General features: G+C 63.8%; 22 protein-coding genes. 7 read left to right on the top strand and 15 right to left on the bottom strand.

Annotation, left to right across the window (positions count from 1 at the left end; all coding sequences use genetic code 11):
- Window positions 1–61 precede the first annotated feature (61 nt).
- The 15 genes from APH28_RS21855 to APH28_RS21785 form a co-directional block, all read right to left on the bottom strand.
- The gene (locus APH28_RS21855) at window positions 62–388 is read right to left on the bottom strand and encodes a hypothetical protein (RefSeq protein WP_060512607.1); all 327 of its coding nucleotides are present in this window, start codon (window positions 386–388) and stop codon (window positions 62–64) included.
- On the bottom strand, window positions 385–1,308 hold the full coding sequence (locus APH28_RS21850; protein ID WP_060512606.1) for an alpha/beta hydrolase: 924 nt from the start codon (window positions 1,306–1,308) through the stop codon (window positions 385–387). Before APH28_RS21850 ends, APH28_RS21855 begins: the two co-directional genes overlap by 4 nt.
- Complete coding sequence (locus APH28_RS21845) at window positions 1,280–2,557, bottom strand: flavohemoglobin expression-modulating QEGLA motif protein (RefSeq protein ID WP_060512605.1); 1,278 nt, start codon at window positions 2,555–2,557, stop codon at window positions 1,280–1,282. Before APH28_RS21845 ends, APH28_RS21850 begins: the two co-directional genes overlap by 29 nt.
- Before the next feature lie 25 nt (window positions 2,558–2,582).
- A complete protein-coding gene (locus tag APH28_RS21840; protein ID WP_060512604.1) occupies window positions 2,583–3,131 on the bottom strand; it encodes a hypothetical protein in 549 nt (182 codons plus the stop codon).
- Between the two features lie 29 nt (window positions 3,132–3,160).
- A complete protein-coding gene (locus tag APH28_RS21835) occupies window positions 3,161–3,865 on the bottom strand; it encodes a TetR/AcrR family transcriptional regulator (RefSeq protein ID WP_060512603.1) in 705 nt (234 codons plus the stop codon).
- A gap of 191 nt (window positions 3,866–4,056) precedes the next feature.
- The gene (lysS, locus tag APH28_RS21830; protein ID WP_012270790.1) at window positions 4,057–5,559 is read right to left on the bottom strand and encodes a lysine--tRNA ligase; all 1,503 of its coding nucleotides are present in this window, start codon (window positions 5,557–5,559) and stop codon (window positions 4,057–4,059) included.
- A gap of 93 nt (window positions 5,560–5,652) precedes the next feature.
- Window positions 5,653–6,748 (bottom strand): peptide chain release factor 2 gene (prfB, locus tag APH28_RS28730; RefSeq protein WP_156340932.1). Its coding sequence is split into 2 segments (ribosomal slippage): window positions 5,653–6,675 and window positions 6,677–6,748, totalling 1,095 coding nucleotides; the frame shifts between segments, so codons are not numbered across the junction.
- Between the two features lie 92 nt (window positions 6,749–6,840).
- The gene (wspR, locus tag APH28_RS21820) at window positions 6,841–7,845 is read right to left on the bottom strand and encodes a Wsp signal transduction system regulator diguanylate cyclase WspR (RefSeq protein WP_060512601.1); all 1,005 of its coding nucleotides are present in this window, start codon (window positions 7,843–7,845) and stop codon (window positions 6,841–6,843) included.
- 51 nt (window positions 7,846–7,896) lie between these two features.
- The gene (locus tag APH28_RS21815; RefSeq protein ID WP_060512600.1) at window positions 7,897–8,910 is read right to left on the bottom strand and encodes a chemotaxis response regulator protein-glutamate methylesterase; all 1,014 of its coding nucleotides are present in this window, start codon (window positions 8,908–8,910) and stop codon (window positions 7,897–7,899) included.
- Window positions 8,907–11,189, bottom strand: coding sequence for a hybrid sensor histidine kinase/response regulator (locus tag APH28_RS21810; protein WP_060512599.1), 2,283 nt, complete (start codon window positions 11,187–11,189; stop codon window positions 8,907–8,909). The genes APH28_RS21815 and APH28_RS21810 overlap by 4 nt, the downstream gene beginning before the upstream one ends.
- Complete coding sequence (locus APH28_RS21805) at window positions 11,186–11,851, bottom strand: chemotaxis protein CheW (protein ID WP_060512598.1); 666 nt, start codon at window positions 11,849–11,851, stop codon at window positions 11,186–11,188. The genes APH28_RS21810 and APH28_RS21805 overlap by 4 nt, the downstream gene beginning before the upstream one ends.
- Window positions 11,848–13,101: a CheR family methyltransferase gene (locus tag APH28_RS21800; RefSeq protein WP_060512597.1), complete on the bottom strand. Its 1,254-nt coding sequence runs from the start codon at window positions 13,099–13,101 to the stop codon at window positions 11,848–11,850. The genes APH28_RS21805 and APH28_RS21800 overlap by 4 nt, the downstream gene beginning before the upstream one ends.
- Window positions 13,098–13,604, bottom strand: a complete 507-nt coding sequence (locus APH28_RS21795; RefSeq protein WP_060512596.1) for a chemotaxis protein CheW — start codon at window positions 13,602–13,604, stop codon at window positions 13,098–13,100. The genes APH28_RS21800 and APH28_RS21795 overlap by 4 nt, the downstream gene beginning before the upstream one ends.
- Before the next feature lie 5 nt (window positions 13,605–13,609).
- Complete coding sequence (locus APH28_RS21790; protein ID WP_060512595.1) at window positions 13,610–15,232, bottom strand: methyl-accepting chemotaxis protein; 1,623 nt, start codon at window positions 15,230–15,232, stop codon at window positions 13,610–13,612.
- Between the two features lie 126 nt (window positions 15,233–15,358).
- Window positions 15,359–16,045 (bottom strand): tellurite resistance TerB family protein, encoded by a 687-nt coding sequence (locus tag APH28_RS21785; RefSeq protein WP_060512594.1) that lies wholly within the window; start codon window positions 16,043–16,045, stop codon window positions 15,359–15,361.
- 217 nt (window positions 16,046–16,262) lie between these two features.
- Between APH28_RS21785 and ydcS the strand changes: the two genes are divergently transcribed.
- The 7 genes from ydcS (at window position 16,263) to APH28_RS21755 (ending at window position 22,432) form a co-directional block, all read left to right on the top strand.
- Complete coding sequence (gene ydcS / locus APH28_RS21780; protein ID WP_060512593.1) at window positions 16,263–17,414, top strand: putative ABC transporter substrate-binding protein YdcS; 1,152 nt, start codon at window positions 16,263–16,265, stop codon at window positions 17,412–17,414.
- 88 nt (window positions 17,415–17,502) lie between these two features.
- Entirely contained in the window at window positions 17,503–18,543 is a 1,041-nt protein-coding gene (locus tag APH28_RS21775; protein WP_060512592.1) for an ABC transporter ATP-binding protein, read from the top strand.
- A 1-nt stretch (window position 18,544) separates the two neighbouring features.
- Window positions 18,545–19,447: an ABC transporter permease gene (locus APH28_RS21770; protein WP_060512591.1), complete on the top strand. Its 903-nt coding sequence runs from the start codon at window positions 18,545–18,547 to the stop codon at window positions 19,445–19,447.
- A complete protein-coding gene (locus tag APH28_RS21765; RefSeq protein WP_060512590.1) occupies window positions 19,437–20,243 on the top strand; it encodes an ABC transporter permease in 807 nt (268 codons plus the stop codon). Before APH28_RS21770 ends, APH28_RS21765 begins: the two co-directional genes overlap by 11 nt.
- Before the next feature lie 17 nt (window positions 20,244–20,260).
- A complete protein-coding gene (locus tag APH28_RS21760) occupies window positions 20,261–21,685 on the top strand; it encodes a gamma-aminobutyraldehyde dehydrogenase (RefSeq protein WP_060512589.1) in 1,425 nt (474 codons plus the stop codon).
- Between the two features lie 163 nt (window positions 21,686–21,848).
- The gene (locus APH28_RS28280; protein ID WP_082432364.1) at window positions 21,849–22,103 is read left to right on the top strand and encodes a type II toxin-antitoxin system HicA family toxin; all 255 of its coding nucleotides are present in this window, start codon (window positions 21,849–21,851) and stop codon (window positions 22,101–22,103) included.
- Window positions 22,100–22,432, top strand: coding sequence for a type II toxin-antitoxin system HicB family antitoxin (locus APH28_RS21755; RefSeq protein WP_060512588.1), 333 nt, complete (start codon window positions 22,100–22,102; stop codon window positions 22,430–22,432). Before APH28_RS28280 ends, APH28_RS21755 begins: the two co-directional genes overlap by 4 nt.
- Window positions 22,433–22,438: the final 6 nt, after the last annotated feature.

The following is a 22,438-nucleotide window of genomic DNA, read 5'->3' as shown; positions in this document are numbered from 1 at the left end:
CGTCCCTGTGGGAGCGGCTTTAGCCGCGAAAGGGCCGGTATAGGCGCCTAAGAGGCTCGGCTCACTGCACCCGCTGCGGCGTCTCTTCACCCATGCAGCGCACCGCACGCTTGCGGCTGTCCACCAGCACGCCGGTCAGGCCTTTCTGCTCGGTATCGAACAGCACCAGCACGCCATCCACGCACTGTGCCACCTGCGGCGCCGGGTCCAGGGACACCTTGTAGTCCTCGCCGGGGATGGTCTTGAGCATGGTGAAGTCCTGCAGCAGCAGCGCATCCTCGGGTTTGGCGAAATGCAGGTAGCCGTAGTACCAGAGGGCTCCCACCGTCACGATGATGCTGCCGACACCGGTCAGGATCAGCGGGATGGCGTTGCGTTCTTCACTCATTGCTGGTTCTTCTCGTCAGGGTAGTTGGGCACTTCGGCCAGCCGCCGCAGGCCGTTGAAGTGGCTGGGGTCATCAAGAAAGCGCAACATCACCTGGCGCCACACCGGGTCGGCGAAGGTCTGCACGTGGCCACCACGGGTCAGTTGCAGCACACGCGGGGCCGGTGTGTTCTGGTACAGGCCGATGGCACTGTCCATTGGCACCAGGGTGTCGTCGATGCTGTGGAAGAACAGCTTCGGCGGGCTGCTCAGCTGCCCGATGGAATGGATTGCACTGTCGCCGTCCGGCACCAGCCAGGACAGCGGCACCTGCAGCGGCCAGGTCATCCACGAAGTGCTCAGGGCATAACGGCCGACTGCACGATAACTGGCAGGCACGCCGTCGAACACCAAGGCACTGAAGCGCTGGCGCTGCTCTGGGTGCTGCGCCAGGTAGTGGATCGCCATGGCTCCCCCGAGGCTCTGGCCAAGCAGCACCAGGGGCTTGCCCTTGACCTCGGGGGCCCGGTTCAGCCACGCCATCGTCGCGTCGATGTCCTGGTAGACCTCGGGCAGGCTCGGCGTGCCTTCGGACAGGCCGTAGCCGCGGTAATCGATCATCAGCACCTGGTAGCCCTGCTCCGGCAGCCAGTAGCTACCGCCCAGGTGGCCCGGCAGGTTGCCGCCATTGCCGTGCAGGTGCAGCACCGTCCCTTTCACCGCCACCCCCGCCTTGGCCGGCAGCCACCAGCCGTGCAGGCGCAAACCATCGACGGTGGTCAGGGTCACATCGCGGTATTCCAGCTTGGCCCTGGCGGGGGTGAACGGTTCGCCGGGTTCGGGGTAGAACAGCAGGCTGCTGCAACCGCTTAGCCCCAGCATGAGCAAGCCGAGGGCGAGCAGGCGGCAACGTTCAGAGAATGTTCGCGTAGTCGGCTTCAATACGATCCAGGCTCAGGTGGTTGAGGAAGTTGGAGAAGCACATCCAGGCCGACAGCGCGTTAAGGTCACGGAACTGCTCAGGCAGGTACTTGGGTGGCTCCACCAGCCCCTCCTCGACCAGCTGGCGCAGGGTGCGCATGTCTTCCAGGGTGGTCTTGCCGCAGAACAATAGTGGGATCTGTTCGAGCTTGCCCTTCTTCACGGCCAACTGAATGTAGTTGTAAACCATGATGAAGCCCTTGAGGTAGGACAAGTCCTTGGTGAATGGCAGGCCGTTGGGCACCGAGCCGCGGAACACCCGGCTGGCGTTGCTGTAGCTCTGTCCCATCTCGAAGCCCTGTTCGCGGAAGAAGTCGAATACCTGTAGGAAGTCGGCGCCCTCCTCGACCATATGGATGGCACGGGTGCGGTTGGTCAGCTTGCGCAGGCGACTGGGGTAGGAAGCGAAGGCAATCACCTCCATGAGAATCGCCAGGCCTTCCTGCGTCACCGTCGACGAGGGCGGGCCCTTGGCCAGGAAGGTGCAGATCGGCTGGTTCAGGCCGTTGAGGGTGGTCCCCACGTGCACCAGCCCTTCATGCACCTCCAGCGCACGTACGTCGCGGTTGTTGAACATGGCATCGGCGCGCACCTTGATGTAGTCGGCACCGGCTGCGGCATCGGCGACGATACCGTCCGACTCGAACACGCGGATGGTTTCCTCGGCCTCGCCAAACACCTTGTTCAGGCGGCGCTGGAGGATGTCCACGGCCTCCTTGGCGGTCAGGTTCTTCGGCTCGTCCTTGAGGTCGCCGCGCCCGTCGATGTTGTTCAGGTAATCCGAAAGCATCAGTCCCAGGTCGGCCAGGGTCGGGTCACCGGCGTGGAAAGCGTCGGAGGCGGCGCCGTAAAGCTCTTGGGAGATCAGCCCGAAGTCTTCGGTTCCTCGGGCTTCGAGCATGCGCACAACCATGCGGTATTCGCGGCACATGCGCTTCATGATCTGCCCGACCGGGTTGAACTGGCCGAGCTGGCGAATGATGTCACGCTCGATGGCCTGGAACTCGGCCTTCACCGCGCTGGAGTCGAACGCCAGCGGGCGGCCCAGGTAGTAATCGCGGTCAACGGCGGGCGGCTCCTTGCCCTTGGCCTTGAGGAAGCCTTGACGAATGTTGTCGTCCCATTTCACCGCGTCCAGAACCCGGATCGGGGTCTGCGCCGCGACGATGCGGTCGGACAAGGCGCGGATGGTTTGCTGATACTCGTCCACGGAGGACTCCTTGATCTGGCCCTGACTATTTGCCGCTGCGCTGGAAGCGCGCCACTTCGACGAACAGGTCGGAGTTGGCCGGGTCATCCAGGTAGGCAAGCACGCGCGGCGATGGGCTGTCGATCAGCACGCCCTGTTCGTTTTCTTCCGCTACCTGGGTGCTGCGCCCGCTCAGCTCCTTCTTCTCGACCGCCTGCTGCACCTGCTCGACGTCCAGGTTGTAGACCACCAGTTCCTTGCCATCGACGATGTCGAAGCCACCAATCAGGAAGTTGCCGCCCAGGCGCTTGGGCACGCCAGCCGACAGGTACCAGCGGTTGCCATGGCGCGACACGGTGAACGTGTATTCCTCGGGTGCCTTGCCTTTGGCCGTGGCCACCGCCTTGTAGGCATCGCCCCCGGCGCGGCTGATGGTCAGCTTCAGCGGTTCGCCCCAGGCGTCCTTGCTGCTCCATTTGCCGAGCAAGGCCTTGGGCGCCGCCTGGTTGCTCGGCAGCGGCTCATGAAAGCTCACCAGACAACCGCCCAGCAGGAGGAATGACAACGTCAACAACACCACACGCCAGGCTTTCATCAGGTTCTCCTTGAAGGTTCGGTCTCAGCTCAGGCCGATGCCAGCACCAGGTGCAGGTAACGGGTAAGCATAGCGAGCATCTGCCCATCGGCTTGCGTATCGGCATCCTTGAGCAGGCCCTGATATTCCATCTGCTCGATTATCGCCGTCAACATTTGGGCGTCCTGTTCCGGTTGCTGCGAGCCGACCACCTGCAGCAACTGGCGGGCGCCGTGCAGCAGAATCTGCTCATGCGCGCACACCAGCTCGGCCAGGCGTGGGCACAGCAGCGCCTCCTGGCGGAAGGCCTGCTCGGCCATCATGAAGTCGCGACGGTTGAGCAACTGGCGCTGGACATAGTCGGCGGTCATGCGGGCTATTTCATCGGCCAGCCGCGCCCTCGACTGCACGCTGCCATCCCCCTGGGCCAGCAACTGGCGCAGGACCACCTCGGTGTTCGCCCAGAGCTTGGCCATGTAGTCAGCGCTGCGCTCGACGTACTGGGCGAAAGTATCGGTGAGCAGGTCTTCGATGTCCTTGAAGTAGTAGGTGGTGGCCGACAGCGGCACACCCGCCTCCGCAGCCACGGCGCGGTGGCGTACGCCGCGTACGCCATCGCGCACGACGATGCGCATGGCAGCGTCGAGAATCAGCTGGCGGCGCTGTTCGCTGCCTTGACGGGCGGTCTTGCGACCCTGGTACTGCACGCTTTCAGCGACGGCGGTGGCGATGCCGGCGGCGCCTTGTTGGGCCATTGCGGGGGTCACTACGGGTTACCTCATGGACAGTGGATTGCCTGTGCCGGCCCCTTCGCGGGGCAAGCCCGCTCCTACAAGGGATTGCGTAAGCCTGTAGGAGCGGGCTTGCCCCGCGAAGGGGCCGGTACAGACAACATAAAGCTTCAGGCAAGAAAAAGCCGCCCCGAAAGGCGGCTTGTTCAGTTCACTCAGGCCTGTGGGCGCATGTGCGGGAACAGGATCACGTCGCGAATCGACGGCGAGTTGGTCAGCAGCATCACCAGGCGGTCGATGCCGATGCCTTCACCGGCGGTCGGCGGCATGCCGTACTCCAGGGCGCGAACAAAGTCGGCGTCGTAGTGCATGGCTTCGTCGTCACCGGCGTCCTTCTCGGCCACCTGGGCCAGGAAGCGCTCAGCCTGGTCTTCGGCATCGTTGAGCTCGGAGTAGGCGTTGGCGATCTCGCGGCCACCGATGAACAGCTCGAAGCGGTCGGTCACGGCCGGGTTGTCGTCGTTGCGACGGGCCAGCGGCGAAACTTCGAACGGGTACTCGGTGATGAAGTGCGGCTGCTCCAGCTTGTGCTCGACCAGTTCTTCGAAAATCATCACCTGCAGCTTGCCCAGGCCTTCGTGGCCCAGCACCTTGGCACCGGCCTTCTTGGCGATGTCGCGGGCACGGTCGACGTCCTGCAGGTCGGCGGCCGTCAGCTCAGGGTTGTACTTGAGGATCGAGTCGAACACCGACAGGCGCACGAACGGCTCGCCGAAGTGGAACACCTTGTCGCCGTACGGCACATCAGTGCTACCCAGTACCAGCTGCGCCAGCTCGCGGAACAGTTCCTCGGTGAGGTCCATGTTGTCGCGGTAGTCGGCGTAGGCCTGGTAGAACTCGAGCATGGTGAATTCAGGGTTGTGACGGGTCGAGACACCTTCGTTACGGAAGTTGCGGTTGATCTCGAACACTTTCTCGAAGCCACCGACTACCAGCCGCTTGAGGTACAGCTCCGGCGCGATACGCAGGAACATGGCCATGTCCAAGGCGTTGTGGTGGGTTTCGAATGGCTTGGCTGCAGCGCCGCCAGGAATGGTCTGCAGCATCGGCGTCTCGACTTCTAGGAAGTCGCGCTCGATGAGGAACTTGCGGATGTGCGAGATCACCTGCGAACGCACACGGAAGGTGTGGCGGGTTTCTTCGTTGACCATCAGGTCGACGTAGCGCTGGCGGTAGCGCTGCTCGGTGTCGGTCAGGCCGTGGTGCTTGTCGGGCAGGGGGCGCAGCGACTTGGTCAGCAGGCGCACGTTGGTCATCTCGACGTACAGGTCACCTTTGCCGGAACGGGCCAGGGTGCCTTCGGCGCTGATGATGTCACCCAAGTCCCAGGTCTTGACGGCGGCCAGGGTTTCTTCCGGCAGGGTCTTGCGGTTGACGTAGACCTGGATGCGGCCAGTCATGTCCTGAATGACCATGAACGAGCCACGGTTGAGCATGATACGGCCGGCAACCTTGACCGGGATCGCGGCTGCTTCCAGCTCTTCCTTTGTCTTGTCCGCGTACTGTTTCTGCAGGTCGTTGCAGTAGCTGTCGCGACGGAAGTCGTTGGGGAAGGCATTGCCCTTGGCACGCTCGGCGGCAAGTTTTTCCTTGCGCAGGGCGATCAGGGCGTTTTCTTCCTGTTGCAGGTCTTGCGATTCGGTCTTCAGGTCGCTCATGTCGTCATTCTTTCCATCAGGTATTCGTTGCCCGTTCCGGGCAGGGCTCGCGCTACCGGCGGCAGGCCAGGTAGCGCGGCAGTGGAGTACGGCTTACAGGCCCTGCTTGAGGCTCGCTTCCAGGTACTGGTCGATGTCGCCGTCCAGCACCTTGTTGCAGTCGCTGCGCTCGACGCCGGTACGCAGGTCCTTGATGCGCGAGTCATCGAGCACGTAGGAGCGGATCTGGTGGCCCCAGCCGATGTCCGACTTGCTGTCTTCCAGTGCCTGCGAAGCGGCGTTGCGCTTCTGCATTTCCAGCTCGTACAACTTGGCCCGCAGCATTTTCATCGCGGTGTCCTTGTTGGCGTGCTGGGAACGTTCGTTCTGGCAGGCCACCACGGTGTTGGTCGGCACGTGGGTGATACGCACCGCCGAGTCGGTGGTGTTGACGTGCTGACCACCGGCACCGGAGGAGCGGTAGGTGTCGATGCGCAGGTCGGACGGGTTGATCTCGATCTCGACCTTGTCGTCGATCTCGGGGGACACGAACACCGCCGAGAACGAGGTGTGGCGACGGGCGCCGGAGTCGAACGGGCTCTTGCGCACCAGGCGGTGCACGCCGATTTCGGTACGCAGCCAGCCGAAGGCGTATTCGCCCTTGATGTGCACGGTGGCGCCCTTGATGCCGGCGACTTCACCTTCGGACAGCTCGATGATGGTGGCGTCGAAGCCACGCTTGTCGGCCCAGCGCAGGTACATGCGCAGCAGGATGTTGGCCCAGTCCTGCGCCTCGGTGCCGCCGGAGCCGGCCTGGATGTCCAGGTAGGCGTTGTTCATGTCCATCTCGCCGCTGAACATGCGACGGAACTCAAGCTGGGCCAAGGATTCTTCCAGGGCCTGCAGCTCGGTCTCGACATCGCTCACAGCGCCTTCGTCACCTTCCTCGACAGCCATGTCGAGCAGGTCCTTGCAGTCGGCAAGGCCGTTGGCCATTTTGTCCAGGGTCTCGACGACCTGGGCCAGCATGGCACGCTCGCGGCCCAGAGCCTGGGCGTACTCGGGCTTGTTCCAGACGGCAGCGTCTTCCAGCTCGCGGTTTACTTCGACCAGACGATCATGCTTGTGATCGTAGTCAAAGATACCCCCGAATGGACTGCGAACGCTCGGTGAGGTCCTTGATGGTGTTCAGAATCGGTTGGATTTCCATGGGCGGGCAGCTCTCGTGCGAATTCGGTGAAAAGCCCGCGAGTATAACCGATCCGGGAAGCGGCGGCAGCCCGTTGGGCAGCCGCATCAGCCTCAGGCGATCCCGACCTGGTTGCGCCCGTTGTTCTTGGCCAGGTATAGGCCTTTGTCCGCCGCCGAAATCAGCTGCCGGCAATGGCTGCCGATGGCCGGGGTCTGGGTTGCCAGGCCGATGCTCACGGTCAGGTGCGAATCGGCGGTCGGGGCACTGTGCGGGATGTTCAGGCCGATGATGGTCTGACGCAACTTCTCCGCCACCAGTCGCGCACCGCCCGGCGACGTGTTGGGCAGCACCAGGGCGAATTCTTCGCCACCGTAGCGCGCCGGCAGGTCGGTCGGCCGCGAGCAGGAGCCGCGAATGGCTTCGGCCACCTGGCGCAGGGCCTCGTCACCGGCCAGGTGACCGAAACTGTCGTTGTACACCTTGAAGTAGTCGACATCGATCATCAGCAGCGACAGCTGCTGCTGCTCACGCATGGCCCGGCGCCATTCCAGCTCCAGGTACTCGTCGAAGTGACGACGATTGGACAGGCCGGTGAGCCCGTCGGAGTTCATCAGACGCTGCAGCATGAGGTTGGTGTCGAGCAACTGCTGCTGGCTGACCCGCAGGGCGCGGTAGGCCTCGTCGCGCTGCAGCAGGGTCAGGTAGGAGCGCGAGTGGTAGCGGATGCGTGCCACCAGTTCGATGTTGTCCGGCAGCTTGACCAGGTAATCGTTGGCCCCGGCGGCGAAGGCCGCGCTTTTGACCAGCGGGTCTTCCTTGGTCGACAGAACGATGATCGGGATGTCCTGGGTGGCCGGGTTGTTGCGGTATTCACGCACCAGGGTCAGGCCATCCAGGCCGGGCATGATCAGGTCCTGGAGGATGACCGTGGGCTTGATGCGCATGGCCTGGGCTACCGCCTGGTGCGGGTCGGCACAGAAGTGGAAGTCGATGTTCTCTTCGTGGGCCAGGCCACGCCGCACCGCTTCGCCAATCATCGCCTGGTCATCGACCAGCAGGACCATTGCCGAATTCTCATTGGGCGTCGAAAAGCCTTGGATCGGTAGATCAGTCATTCGAATTCACCTGGCCACGGCCGCCCATGCGGCGCGATTCAATACGTGTCGTCATTTTGCAAAGACTTCCATCAAGCGCCCGGCAATTCGCTCAAGCGGGCGGATTTCGACCGCTGCATCGATAGCCGCAGCGGCCTTGGGCATGCCGTAAACCGCACTGCTGGACTGGTCCTGGGCAATCGTCAGAAAACCCTGCTGGCGCATCAGCTTCAGGCCCTGGGCGCCATCACGCCCCATGCCGGTGAGCAGCACGCCCACCGCATCGCCGTTCCAATAGCGCGCCACACTCTCGAAAAACACGTCGATCGAGGGCCGGTAGATTTCGTTGACAGGTTCGGCAGTGTAGGCCAACTGGCCGCCCTGCAGCAGGCGAATATGGTGATTGGTGCCGGCCAGCAGCACCTGCCCGGGTTGTGGCGGCTCACCTTCGCGGGCCAGGCGCACCGGCAAGCCGCAGGCGCTGGCGAGCCACTCGGCCATGCCGGCGGCGAACACCTGGTCAACATGCTGGACCAGCACGATTGAGGCCGGAAAACCGCGCGGCAGGCCTTTGAGCAGTATTTCCAACGCTGCAGGGCCGCCAGCGGATGAGCCGATGGCGACCAGGCCGCTGCGCTGGGAGGCCGCGCGCAAGGGAGCGGCGACCGACTTGCTTGCACCGGGCCGCTGCTGGCCGATCAGCCAACTGATATTGAGGATCTTGCGCAGCAGCGGCGCCGCTGCCTCACGTGCATCACCTGCCCCCAATGCGGGGGTGTCGACCACATCCAGGGCGCCGTGGCCCATCGCCTCGAACACCCGGTGCACGTTCTGCTTGCGGTCGACAGTGACGATGACAATGGCGCAGGGCGTTTCTGCCATGATCCGCCGGGTCGCCTCGACCCCGTCCATCACCGGCATGATCAGGTCCATCAGGATCAGGTCGGGAGTATCCTCGGCGCACTTGCGCACGGCTTCGGCACCGTCGCCGGCCACCCAGATCACCTGGTGCGCCGGCTCGAAGGCCAGGGCCCGGCGCAACGCTTCTACGGCCATGGGCATATCGTTGACGATGGCGACCTTCATCCCTGAACACCTCCAATCAGTTCCACCACGGCATCCAGCAACGCATCGTCGTGGAAGCTGGCCTTTGCCAAATAGTAGTCGGCGCCCGCGTCCAGGCCACGTCGGCGATCTTCTTCACGGTCCTTGTACGACACCACCATCACCGGCAACGACTGCAACCGTTGGTCGCGGCGCACCAGGGTGACCAGCTCGATGCCGTCCATGCGCGGCATGTCGATGTCGGTGATCAGCAGGTCGAAGTCCTCGCTACGCAGGGCGTTCCAGCCGTCCATGCCGTCCACCGCCACCGCAACGTCGTAGCCACGATTGCTCAGGAGCTTGCGTTGCAGTTCACGCACGGTGAGCGAGTCGTCGACCACCAGGACGCGCTTGCGGCTGGTGCCTCGCGCGCCTTGTGCACCGCGTTCGATACGCTCCAGGCGGCCTGTGCTGAGCAGTTTTTCGACCGAGCGCAGCAAGTCTTCGACATCGACGATCAGCACCACCGAGCCATCGTCCAGCAACGCCCCGGCAGAGATGTCCTGAACCTTGCCCAGGCGTGGGTCGAGCGGCATCACCACCAGCACCCGCTCGCCGACCAGGCGCTCCACGGCTACCCCGTACAGCTGCTCGCGCTCACGAATCACCACTACCCGCAGGCTGCTGGCCTCGCCCTGCCCTGTCGGCCGATTGAGCAACTGGCTGGCAGCCACCAAGCCGATATGCCGGCCTTCGTGCCAGAAGTGCTGGCGACCCTCGATCTGCACGATCTCATCAGCCGCCACTTCGAGGGTGCGCTCGATATGCGCCAGCGGGAATGCATAGGCCTCACCGCCGACCTCCACCACCAAGCTGCGGACCACCGACAAGGTCAGCGGCACCTCCAGCTGGAAACGGCAACCCTGGCCAGCCACCTGGGTCAACTCGATCGAGCCGCGCAGGTCGCGGACCATGTGCTGCACCGCATCCAGGCCGACACCCCGGCCAGACACTTCGGTAACCTTGTCGCGCAGGCTGAAGCCCGGCAAGAACAGGAAGGTCAGCAGCTCGGCCTCGCTCATCTGCCCCACGGTATCGGCCGGCGACAGGCCGCGCTCGACGATGTTGCGCTTCAGGCGCTCAAGGTCGATGCCTGCGCCATCGTCGCTCAACTCGAGCATCAGCAGCCCTGCCTGGTGCGAGGCGCGCAAGCGGATCGTGCCATCCTCTGGCTTGCCCGCCAGCAAGCGCCGCTCAGGCAGTTCGATGCCATGGTCGACGGCATTGCGCAGCAAGTGGGTCAATGGTGCTTCAAGCTTTTCCAGCACGTCACGATCGACCTGGGTCTTTTCGCCTTCGATCTGCAGCTGCACCTGCTTGCCGAGCGAACGGCCCAAGTCGCGAACCATGCGGCTCTGGCCGGTGAGTACGTCGGCAAACGGGCGCATGCGGCACGCCAAGGCCGTGTCATACAGCAACTGGGCACGCTGGCTGGCCTGCCAACCAAACTCGTCGAGGTCGGCGGCCTGTTGCTGCAGGATCTGCTGGGTTTCCAGCAGCAGGCGCTGGGTCTGGGCCAGGGCATCGAGCACTTCAGGGCTTTGGCCACTGTCTTCGAGCTGCGCTTTCAGGCCATCAAGGGCCCGCATACCCTGGCCATGCATGCGTTTGAGGCGCTGCAAGGTGGCCAGGTAAGGTTTGAGGCGCTGGGTCTCGACCAACGACTTGCTCGACAGGTCGAGCAGGCTGTTCAAGCGGTCGGCAGTCACCCGCAAAACCCGCTCACCGCTTTCTACCGGGCGCTTGCCCGCCTTGCGCGGTGCGGCCGGTTCCGCCTCGGCTTCAACGGTCGGCACCTGTGGCTCGGGCGGGGCAGGCGGGGTTTCGGGCACCGGTGGTTCGACCGCAACCACTGGGGGTACTGGCGCGGCGCCGGGGTCGAGCAAGCCGGCCATCTGCACCAGGAACGCCGGCACCAGCGCTGCGCCATTCGGGTCATTGGGCGTGGCGATGTGCAGCAGCAGGTCGGTACCGCGCAACAGCGCATCGATGTGTTCGGCGCGCAACAGCAAGCGGCCTTCCTGGGCCGCCACCAGGCAATCTTCCATGACATGGGCGACGCTGACCCCAGCATCGATGCCGACGATGCGCGCCGCACCTTTCAACGAGTGCGCCGCACGCATGCAGGCTTCCAGCTGGTCGGCCTGGGTCGGGTTGCGCTCCAGCGCCATCAGCCCGGTACTCAGCACCTGGGTCTGCGCCTCGGCCTCCAGGCTGAACAGTTCGAGCAGCGATGCGTCGCGCATTTGCTCTGGGGTCATGACAGGCTCCGCTGCACGGCAGACAATAACTGTTGATCGTCCAGCACCCGCACGCTGCGCCCGCGCCACTGCAAGACCGCGGCGGTAAACGGCGCTGCATCGTCGGTCGCGCCCAGCTGAGTGGCATCGAGGCGGTGAATGCCGTCGATCTCGTCCACGGCCATCACCACCGGCCCGCCAGACGCCGCCAGGATCAGCATGCGCGGCATCGCCCGGCCGCTGCGCGCGGGCTCGGACAAGCGCTCCACGCCCAGCAGGTCGCCCAGTGACAGGCACGGCACCAGTGCACCGCGCACATTGGCTACCCCTTGCAGCACCCGCGAGCGCTGATGCGGCAACGAATGTACCGATTGCACGGGCGCGATCTCGGCCAGGCAGGCAGTGGCCAGGGCCAGCCACTCCTCCCCCAGGCGGAACAGCAGCAGCGAACGCCCGGTGCAGGTTTCGACAGGCGCATCTGCGTGCGCCAGGTCCGTTTCGATCAGCGCATAGCGGTCGAGCAGACGCGTGGCCGCCGCCGCGTAGACTTCGCAGTTGCGGCAATGGATATGCCGCTCCAGCAACGGGCATTGCTTGTTGCCGTGCACACCGATGCGGTTCCAGCAGTCGTCGATGCGCTCATCGCCTTGGGCCAGCAGCCCGATCGCCTGTTCAGCCTTCATCGTTCAGACTCCCGGCCAACCCGCGCCGCACGTTCCTGCAGGCGGCGGGCACCGACTTCGTCGCCCTGGGCTGCCAGCAGCGTGGCCAGGTGCAGCAAGGCCTCAGGATGCTGAGGTTCCAGGTACAACGCCTTGCGGTAATGGGTCAGCGCCTGCTGTGCATCGCCTTCGGTATCGCTCAGCAGCCCCAGCCAGTAGTAAACCTGAGCCTTGGGTGCGAACTGGCGCAGGTAGCGCTGGCAACTGGCGCGTGCCTGGGCGCTGTCGCCGGCATTGGCCTGGCGCGCGATGCTGGCCAGCAACTCGCTTTCGCTCTCGCGCGGTTCACTGGGCGAAGGTGCAGGCGTAACCGTGCGCACCGGCCGCGCAGGCGGCACCGGCACGGGCCTTGGGCGACTCGGAACAACGGCCGGCACCACGCGGCTGGGTGGCAGGGCTGGCACTGCGGGTGAATCCGCCGGTTGCCGCACGTAGGCAAACGACTGGGCGATGCCCAGCGGCCGCATCCCCAGCCGCGCCAGCAAGCTGCCCTCGGCCGGGCCGATGAACAGCACGCCCTGCGCCTGCGCCAGGCGCTTGAGCACCTCGAACACGCGCTGCTGGGTCGGTACATCGAAATAGATCAGCAGGTTGCGACAGAATACGAAGTCGTACTGGCCGTTGCGGCTGGCAAGCGCCGGGTCGAGCACGTTGCCGACTTCCAGGTTCACCTGACGACGTACCCGCTCATCCAACAAGTGGCCGTCATCGCATTCACGGAAATGACGCTCGCGGAACGACAGTTCGCTGCCGCGGAACGAGTTGCGCCCATACAAGCCCTGAATGCCCTTGGCGACCGAACTTGGGCTGATATCGATCCCGTCGATGCGAAAATCGAGCGGGCTGATGCCGGCGTCGAGCAAGGCCATCGCCGCCGAATACGGCTCCTCGCCGGTCGAACACGGCAGGCTGAGCAGGCGCAACGGCCGCTCACCCGCCAATTCGGCCAGGCGCTTCTGGGCCAGGCCGACCAGAGCGGTAAACGATTCAGGGTAACGAAAGAACCAGGTTTCCGGGACGATCACGGCCTCGATCAGGGCCAGTTGCTCGTCCGCCGATTGCTGCAGGCGGACCCAGTAATCATCCAGATCGCTGGCGTTCAGCGCTATGCTGCGCTGACGCAGGGCCCGCTCGACCATCGGCACGCCGACAGACTCGACATCCAGGCCAATACGCTCCTGCAGGAAGCGGAAGAAACGTTGCTCGCTCATGACACCCCCTGCCCTGGTGAGTGGGGGAACAACAGTTCGCGCACGCTATCGGTCAGCAGGTCATCTACCTCGATCCGCTGCAGCAGGCCCTGGGTGTCCTGGCGCACCGGGCCCAGGTAGCGCGCTTCGCCGTTATCCAGGCCGTAGGGCTGGAACTCGTCGGGCATGCAACGCAGGGTTTCGGTGGCTTGCTCGAGGATCAGCCCCAGCACCTGTTCGTGACGGTAGCGCACCAGCACCAGACGCGTGCTGGCGCGCTCGGCGGCCGGCTGGGCAAAGCTCAGTGCACTGAGGTCGACCACAGGCACCAGGACGCCGCGATGGGCCAGGATGCCGGCCACCCAGGCCGGCGCCTGGGCAATCGGCTTGAGTGGCCGGCGTGGCAGCACCTCGATCACTTCGCGCACGTCCAGCGCAAAACGCTGCTGGTTGAGGCGAAACTGCAGGTACAGCGTGCCCTTGGCGCGGGCGATAGCTGCCGGGTAGGAATGCATGTCGGCCATGGTGATCAGACTTTGAAGCGCGATACACCACCGCGCAGGCCGGCGGCCACCTGGCTCAATTCATCGATGGCGAAGCTGGCCTGGCGCAGCGACTCCACCGTCTGCGTGCTGGCATCGCTGAGCTGGGCCAGGGCCTGGTTGATCTGCTCGGCACCGGTCGCCTGGGCCTGCATGCCCTCGTTGACCATCAGCACACGCGGCGCCAGGGCCTGGACCTGGTGAATGATCTGGCTCAGCTGCTCGCCCACCTGCTGCACCTCGAACATGCCGCGGCGCACTTCTTCGGAGAACTTGTCCATGCCCATGACCCCGGCCGACACCGCCGACTGGATCTCACGCACCATCTGTTCGATATCATAGGTGGCCACCGCAGTCTGGTCGGCCAGGCGCCGCACTTCGGTGGCGACCACGGCAAAACCGCGGCCGTATTCACCGGCCTTTTCCGCCTCGATGGCGGCATTGAGCGAGAGCAGGTTGGTCTGGTCGGCCACCTTGACGATGGTCACCACCATCTGCGTGATGTTGCTGGCCTTCTCGTTGAGGATCCCCAGCTTGGCGTTGACAAGATCGGCGGCGCCCATCACCTGGTGCATGGTCTCTTCCATGCGCGCCAAACCCTGCTGGCCGGAGCCCGCCAAGCTCGACGCCTGGTCGGCGGCGCTAGTGACTTCGGTCATGGTGCGCACCAGGTCACGCGAGGTGGCGGCGATTTCCCGCGAGGTTGCGCCGATCTCGGTCGTGGTGGCGGCCGTTTCGGTGGCGGTGGCCTGCTGCTGCTTGGAAGTGGCGGCAATCTCGGTGACCGAGGTGGTGACCTGCACCGACGAGCGCTGCGCCTGGGCCACCAGGTTGGCCAGCGCTTCAGCCATTTCGTTGAAGCCGCTTTCGATGGCGCCGAACTCGTCCTTGCGGTCCAGGCTCAGGCGCATGCTCAGGTCGCCCGAGCGCAGTTTGTCGAGGGCATGCACCACGCGCTGTACCGGTGCAGTGATGGCGCGCATCAGCAGTAAGCCGCAGATACCGGCGGCCACGATCGCCAGCAACAACGAAACCATCATGCTGCCTTTGGCGGTGCTCACGGCACTGACGATTTCATGGGTGGCAGCGTCTGCCGACTCACGGTTGTGTTCAATCACCGTGTTGAGGTGTTTGCGCCCTTCGGTCCAGGCCGGCGTGAGCACATCGCCGATCAGCCGCTCGGCTTCGACATAGTTGTGCTGGCGGTAGGCTTCGAGCACCTGGCCGACAATCTTGAGGTAGTTTTCCTCAAGCTTTACGAAAATATCGAAGCGATCCTGGTCGTCAGTGTCCTGAATGGTGCCCTGGTAGCTGGCCATGGCCTGCTTGAGGCGGTCATCGAAGCTCTTGAACAGCTCCATGTCGGCCGGGGTGATTTCGCGGCGGTTGGACAGGCCCACCAGCTGCTGGCTGGTGACGTAGCTGTCGACCCAGGCACTGCGGATCATCGAGCTGTAGTAGACCCCGGGAATGCTGTCCGTGCCCACCGCTTCCTCGGCGCTTTCGATCGTCACCAGCCGCGAGTAGGCGGCTACGATCATCAGCAGCATGATGGCGATGATCACGGCGAAACTTGCCAGGATCCGTTGGCGCAACGTCCAGTTCTTCACATTCAGCCCTCAGGAATTCACAACGAGCGGGAAAATCGCCGAAGTATAGCCCAGGCTTCCTACGCTAATGCGGCTGAAATGCGTGTATTCAGGCCTCTATTCCTGGCGGACAGGCCATTTGCCAGTTCATTGGCCTGCGGCAAGTCGTATCTGACTCTCCAGCTCCTGACGCAGGGCCGGGTCGAGGCGCAGCTGACGAGCCAGTTCGTCGAGGTAGGCACGCTCCATGAAGTTTTCCTGATCGACCATCATCACGCTGGCCAGGTACATCTCGGCGGCCATCTCCGGCGATTGCGCGGCGCGGGCGACTTCTGCCGGGTCCAGCGGCTTGTTCAGTTCATCGTGCAGCCAATGTTGCAGGGCGCGGTCGCTGTCCAGGCGGGTGAACTCGCCTTCGATCAGGGCGCGCTCACGCTCGTCGATGTGGCCATCGGACTTGGCCGCTGCCACCAATGCGCGCAATACCGCCTGGCTGTGCTGTTCGGCCTGGGCCGGCGGCAGGCGGTCGAGGGTCTGTGGCTCGGCGCCCTGCCCTGTGCCCTGGCGCGCCTGCCAGTTGCCATAGGCCTTGTAGGCCAGCACGCCCAGTGCCGCCAGGCCGCCATAGGTCAACGCCTTGCCGCCGTATTTGCGCGCCTTCTTGTTGCCCAGCAACAGGCCCATGGCTCCCGCTGCCAGAACTCCGCCACCGGCACCGGAGAGCAGGCTGCCCAGGCCACCAGCGCCAGCCGCTGGCTTACCCGTGCCGGTCTGCTTGTTGAGCAGCTCCTGGCCGGTTTTGAGCAATTGGTCGAGCAGGCCACGGGTGTTCATTGCGCTCGTCTCCACGGTACGAAAAGGAACGCCCAGAGTAAGCCTTGCCGCCCTGCACGCCATCCAAGGATTTGCTTCGGGATGTTGCATTAGCGGGCAAAAAGCCAACTAGACTCGTCATCGCCAACCACTCGCACAGGCGACTACGCTTATAACCATTGCTTCACTGCTTTCTTGATGACTGCCCCGACCAAGATCTCCAAGAAGAGGGAACACCATGTCAGTGCACAAGACCGCATTGCTCGGCGCCGTGACCGGCGCGCTGCTGGCCAGCGCCGGCCTGCAGGCCGCCGAGATGCCCAAGGCCCTGGGCGCCGGCGAAGGCCGGCTGGATATCGTCGCCTGGCCCGGCTACATCGAGCGCGGTGAAAGCGACAAGGCCTATGACTGGGTCACCGGTTTCGAAAAGGAAACCGGCTGCAAGGTCAGCGTAAAGACCGCAGCCACCTCCGATGAAATGGTCAGCCTGATGACCAAAGGCGGCTACGACCTGGTTACCGCGTCCGGCGACGCCTCGCTGCGCCTGATCGTTGGCAAGCGCGTGCAGCCCATCAACACCGCACTGATCCCCAACTGGAAGAACATCGACCCGCGCCTGCAGAACGGTAGCTGGTACGTGGTCGACAAAGAGGTGTATGGCACGCCGTACCAGTGGGGCCCGAATGTGCTGCTGTACAACACCAACACCTTCAAGCAGGCACCGACCAGCTGGAGCGTGGTGTTCGAACCGCAGGACCTGCCCGATGGCAAGCCGAACAAGGGCCGCGTGCAGGCATATGACGGGCCGATCTACATCGCCGACGCAGCGCTGTACCTGAAATCCGCCAAACCCGAACTGGGCATCAAGGACCCGTACGAACTCAATGAGGCACAGTACAAGGCCGTGCTCGAACTGCTGCGCCAGCAGCAACCGCTGATCCACCGCTACTGGCACGACGCTACGGTGCAGATGAGCGACGTGAAGAACGAAGGCGTGGTCGCGTCCAGTTCGTGGGGTTACATGGTCAACGGCCTGAAGGCCGAGAACCAGCCGGTAGCCTCGACCGTTCCGAAGGAAGGCGCCACCGGCTGGGCCGACACCACCATGCTGCACAGCGAGGCCAAACACCCCAACTGCGCCTACAAGTGGATGGACTGGTCGCTGCAACCCAAGGTACAGGGCGATGTCGCCGCCTGGTTCGGCTCGTTGCCGGCAGTACCGGCAGCCTGCACCGGCAGTGAACTGCTGGGCGCTGAAGGGTGCAAGACCAACGGCTTCGACAACTTCGACAAGATCGCCTTCTGGAAAACCCCACAGGCCCAGGGCGGCAAGTTCGTGCCGTACAGCCGCTGGACCCAGGATTACATTGCGATCATGGGCGGGCGCTGAAGCCGGTTGATAACCTGTTCGGGCCTATACGCGGCGAATCGGCGCGAATAGGCCCGAACAGGAGACAGATATTGTTCGGAGCCCACGCATGCCCCTAGCCGTCCAGTTCACCCAGGTTTCCCGCACCTTCGGCGAGGTCAAGGCCGTCGATCAGGTCAGCATCGACATTGATGACGGCGAATTCTTTTCAATGCTCGGCCCTTCCGGCTCGGGCAAAACCACCTGCCTGCGTCTGATCGCCGGCTTCGAGCAACCCAACAGCGGCTCGATCCGCATCCATGGCATCGAGGCCGCTGGCGTGCCGCCCTACCAGCGCGACGTCAACACCGTATTCCAGGACTACGCCCTGTTCCCGCACATGAACGTACGCGACAACATCGCCTACGGCCTCAAGGTCAAGGGCGTGGCCAAGGCCGAACGCCATGCCCGCGCCGAAGAGGCGCTGGCCATGGTCGCCCTGGCCGGCTACGGCGAACGCAAACCGGCGCAACTCTCCGGCGGCCAGCGCCAACGCGTGGCCCTGGCCCGCGCGCTGGTCAACCGGCCACGGGTGTTGCTGCTCGACGAGCCGCTGGGCGCACTCGACCTGAAGCTGCGCGAACAGATGCAGGGCGAATTGAAAAAGCTGCAGCGTCAGCTGGGCATTACCTTCATCTTCGTCACCCACGACCAGACCGAAGCACTGTCGATGTCCGACCGGGTGGCGGTGTTCAACCGTGGGCGCATCGAGCAGGTCGACACGCCACGCAACCTGTACATGAAACCCGCGACCACCTTCGTCGCCGAATTCGTCGGCACCTCCAACGTTATCCGTGGCGACCTCGCCGAACGCCTCAGCGGCAGTCGCTTGCCGTTTTCCATTCGCCCCGAGCATATCCGCCTGGTGGATATGCCAGGTCAGGCGCAAGACATTCAGCTCGACGGCCTGCTGCGCGACGTTCAGTACCAGGGCAGTGCCACCCGCTATGAGGTACAGCTGGACAGCGGCCAGCTGCTTGCCGTCAGCCACGCCAACGACCGCTGGCAGGCTCAGCCACAGCCCTGGCAAGCCGGCCAGCAAGTGCAGGTGCGCTGGCCGCGCGAGGCAATGACCGCGCTTCAGGAAACCGTCCTGGCCGAGGCCCGCTGACATGCGCCGCCTGTCCGACCTGCTGTACCGGCGCCCCAACCTCTACTTGGCACTGCTGCTGATTCCGCCGCTGACCTGGTTCGGCGCCATCTACCTGGGCTCGTTGCTCAGCCTGCTGTGGCAGGGCTTCTACACCTTCGACGACTTCACCATGGCGGTTACCCCGGAGCTGACCCTGGGCAACTTCGCCGCGCTGTTCAACCCATCGAACTTCGACATCATCCTGCGCACCCTGACCATGGCCGTGGCGGTGTCGCTGGCCAGCGCGGTGCTAGCCTTCCCGATCGCCTACTACATGGCGCGCTACACCAGCGGCAAGACCAAGGCGTTCTTCTACATCGCGGTGATGATGCCGATGTGGGCCAGCTACATCGTCAAGACATACGCCTGGACCCTGCTGCTGGCCAAGGGCGGCGTGGCCCAGTGGTTCGTCCAGCAGCTGCACCTGGACGCCCTGCTGCAGGCCGTGCTGGCTGTGCCGGGGGTCGGCGGCAGCACGTTGTCGACCTCGCACTTGGGGCGCTTCATGGTGTTCGTGTACATCTGGTTGCCGTTCATGATCCTGCCGATCCAGGCCTCACTGGAACGCCTGCCGCCCTCGCTGCTGCAGGCTTCGGCAGACCTGGGGGCCAGGCCTGGGCAAACGTTCTGGCAGGTGATCCTGCCGCTGTCGATCCCCGGCATTGCCGCCGGCTCGATCTTCACCTTTTCGCTGACTTTGGGCGACTTCATCGTGCCGCAGCTGGTCGGCCCGCCAGGGTACTTCATCGGCAGCATGGTCTATGCCCAACAAGGGGCGATCGGCAACATGCCGATGGCGGCCGCCTTCACGTTAGTGCCGATCGTGCTGATCGCGGTGTACCTGTCCATCGTCAAGCGCCTGGGGGCTTTCGATGCACTCTGAAAAAGCGTCTGTCGGCCTGCGCCTGGCAGCCTGGGGCGGGTTGCTGTTCCTGCACTTCCCGATCCTGATCATCTTCCTGTACGCCTTCAATACCGAGGATGCGGCGTTCAGCTTTCCGCCCAAGGGCTTTACCCTCAAGTGGTTCACCGTGGCCTTCGCCCGCCCAGACGTGCTCGAAGCGATCAAACTGTCGCTGCAGGTGGCCTGCCTGGCCACGCTGATCGCGCTGGTGCTCGGCACCCTGGCCTCGGCGGCGCTGTACCGGCGCAGCTTCTTTGGCAAGGAGAGCATCTCGCTGATGCTGATTTTGCCAATTGCCCTGCCGGGCATCATCACCGGCATTGCCCTGCTCTCGGCATTCAAGAGCCTGGGCATAGAGCCCGGTGTGTTCACCATCGTGATCGGCCACGCCACGTTCTGCGTGGTGATCGTCTACAACAACGTGATCGCCCGCCTGCGGCGCACCTCGCAGAGCTTGATCGAGGCGTCCATGGACCTCGGCGCCGACGGCTGGCAGACCTTCCGCTACATCATCCTGCCCAACCTGGGTTCGGCCCTGCTGGCCGGCGGCATGCTGGCGTTCGCGCTGTCGTTCGATGAAATCATCGTTACCACCTTCACCGCCGGCCACGAGCGCACCCTGCCGATCTGGCTGCTCAACCAGCTCAGCCGCCCACGCGATGTGCCGGTGACCAACGTGGTCGCCATGCTGGTGATGCTGGTGACCATGCTGCCGATCCTCGGCGCCTATTATCTGACCCGTGGCGGCGAAAGCGTTGCGGGCAGCGGCAAATGACCCCCAAGGAGTCCTCCATGCAAAGCAAAATGCTGATCAACGGCAAGCTGGTCGCGGGCGATGGCCCAACCTGGACCGTGCTCAACCCCGCCGAGGGCAGCGCCCTGGCGCAGATCAACGAAGCCACCGAGGCTCAGGTCGATACGGCCGTGCGTGCGGCCGACCTGGCCTTTGACAGCTGGTCGCAGACCAGCCCCAAGGAGCGTTCGCTGGCGCTGCTGGCGCTTGCTGACACCATCGAGGCCCATGGCGAAGAACTGGCCCGGCTGGAGTCGCAGAACTGTGGCAAGCCGTTTGCCGCCGCCCTGAACGACGAAATACCTGCCATTGCCGACGTGTTCCGTTACTTTGCCGGAGCCGCCCGCTGCCTCGGCGGTTCGGCGGCGGGTGAATACCTGCCGGGCCATACCTCGATGATCCGCCGCGACCCGTTGGGTGTGGTGGCCTCGATCGCGCCTTGGAACTACCCGCTGATGATGCTGGCGTGGAAGATCGCCCCGGCCCTGGCGGCCGGCAATACCGTGGTCATCAAGCCCTCCGAACTGACACCGCTGACCGCCCTGCGCCTGGGTGATCTGGCCAAGGACCTGTTGCCGCCTGGCGTGCTCAACATCCTGTTCGGCCGCGGGCAGACGGTCGGCAACCCGCTGGTCACCCACCCCAAGGTGCGCATGGTGTCGCTGACCGGTTCCATCCCGACGGGGGCACATATCATCGGCGCCACTGCCAGTAGCGTGAAGCGCATGCACATGGAGCTGGGCGGCAAGGCGCCGGTGCTGGTGTTCGACGACGCCGACATCGACGCGGCCATCGACGGCATCCGCACCTTCGGCTTCTACAACGCCGGCCAGGACTGCACCGCGGCCTGTCGCCTGTATGTGCAGGCGGGTATCTACGACCGTTTCGTCGAGCGCCTTGGCAAGGCGGTGTCCAGTCTCAAGGCTGGCCTGCAGGATGCCGAGGACACAGAACTCGGCCCGCTGATCAGCGCCCAGCACCGCGACAAGGTGGCTGGCCTGGTCCAGCGCGCTATCGCCCAGCCGCATATCCGCCTGGTAACCGGTGGCAAGGCGATTGCCGGGGAAGGCTTCTTCTTCGAGCCGACCGTGCTGGCCGACGCCTTGCAGGATGACGAGATCGTCCGCAACGAGGTATTCGGCCCGGTAGTCTCGGTGACCCGTTTCAACACCGAGGAGCAGGCGCTGGAATGGGCCAACGATTCCGACTACGGCCTGGCATCATCGGTATGGACCCGCGACACCGGCCGCGCCCACCGCCTGGCGGCGCGGTTGCAGTATGGCTGCACCTGGGTCAATACCCACTTCATGCTGGTCAGCGAAATGCCCCATGGCGGGCAGAAGCATTCGGGGTACGGGAAGGACATGTCGATGTATGGGCTGGAGGATTACACCTGTGTGCGGCATGTGATGATCAAGCATTGAGATGCTGCAGGCGGGTATGCCTGTAGTTGCTCAGGGCCTGTGAGATCGAGCGCCGTATCGCTCCACGCAGGCCCTGCACAAAGCAGCCTACAAGATCATTCCCACAGATAGTGCTCCGCCCTTCCTACATACCGACATTCGACCGGTATCATATTCTGATACCATGAATAATCATCAAAGATCGACCCTTGAAGCCATTTTCAAAAAACCGGTTCCAAAATCGCTGGAATGGGCGAGATTGGAGTCATTTCTGATATCGATAGGCGCGACGGCGATCGAAGGCCGTGGATCGCGAGTGCGCTTTGAGCTCAATGGAACCATTGCCACATTCCATCGACCGCACCCCGACAAGGATGCCAAGTCCTATCAGGTGCGGAGTGCGCGCCAGTTCCTGGAGCAGGCAGGAGTAACACCATGAATGTAATGACTTACCGCGGCTATGCCGCGCGCATTGAATACAGTGACGAAGACCAATTACTGATCGGTCATGTGGCCGGTATACGCGACGTGATCGGTTTTCACGGTGAATCAATCAGTGAGCTACGGCGAGCATTCGAAGAGGCTGTCGATGACTACATCGAAACTTGCGAAAAGCTCGGGAGGGAGCCTCAGAAAGCTTATTCCGGCAAGCTGAGCCTGCGACTTGAACCTGCTCTTCACGCCAGTGTGGCCGCTAAAGCCGAACTGGCGGAAAAGAGCATCAACCAATGGGTAAGTGACATCCTCAGCCAAGCGGCTTTAAGTTAAAACTGT

Source organism: Pseudomonas sp. NBRC 111124 (assembly GCF_001320245.1).
GTDB lineage: Bacteria > Pseudomonadota > Gammaproteobacteria > Pseudomonadales > Pseudomonadaceae > Aquipseudomonas.
Note: the sequence above shows the minus strand (reverse complement) of the source record. Positions and strands in the feature narration are given on the sequence as shown.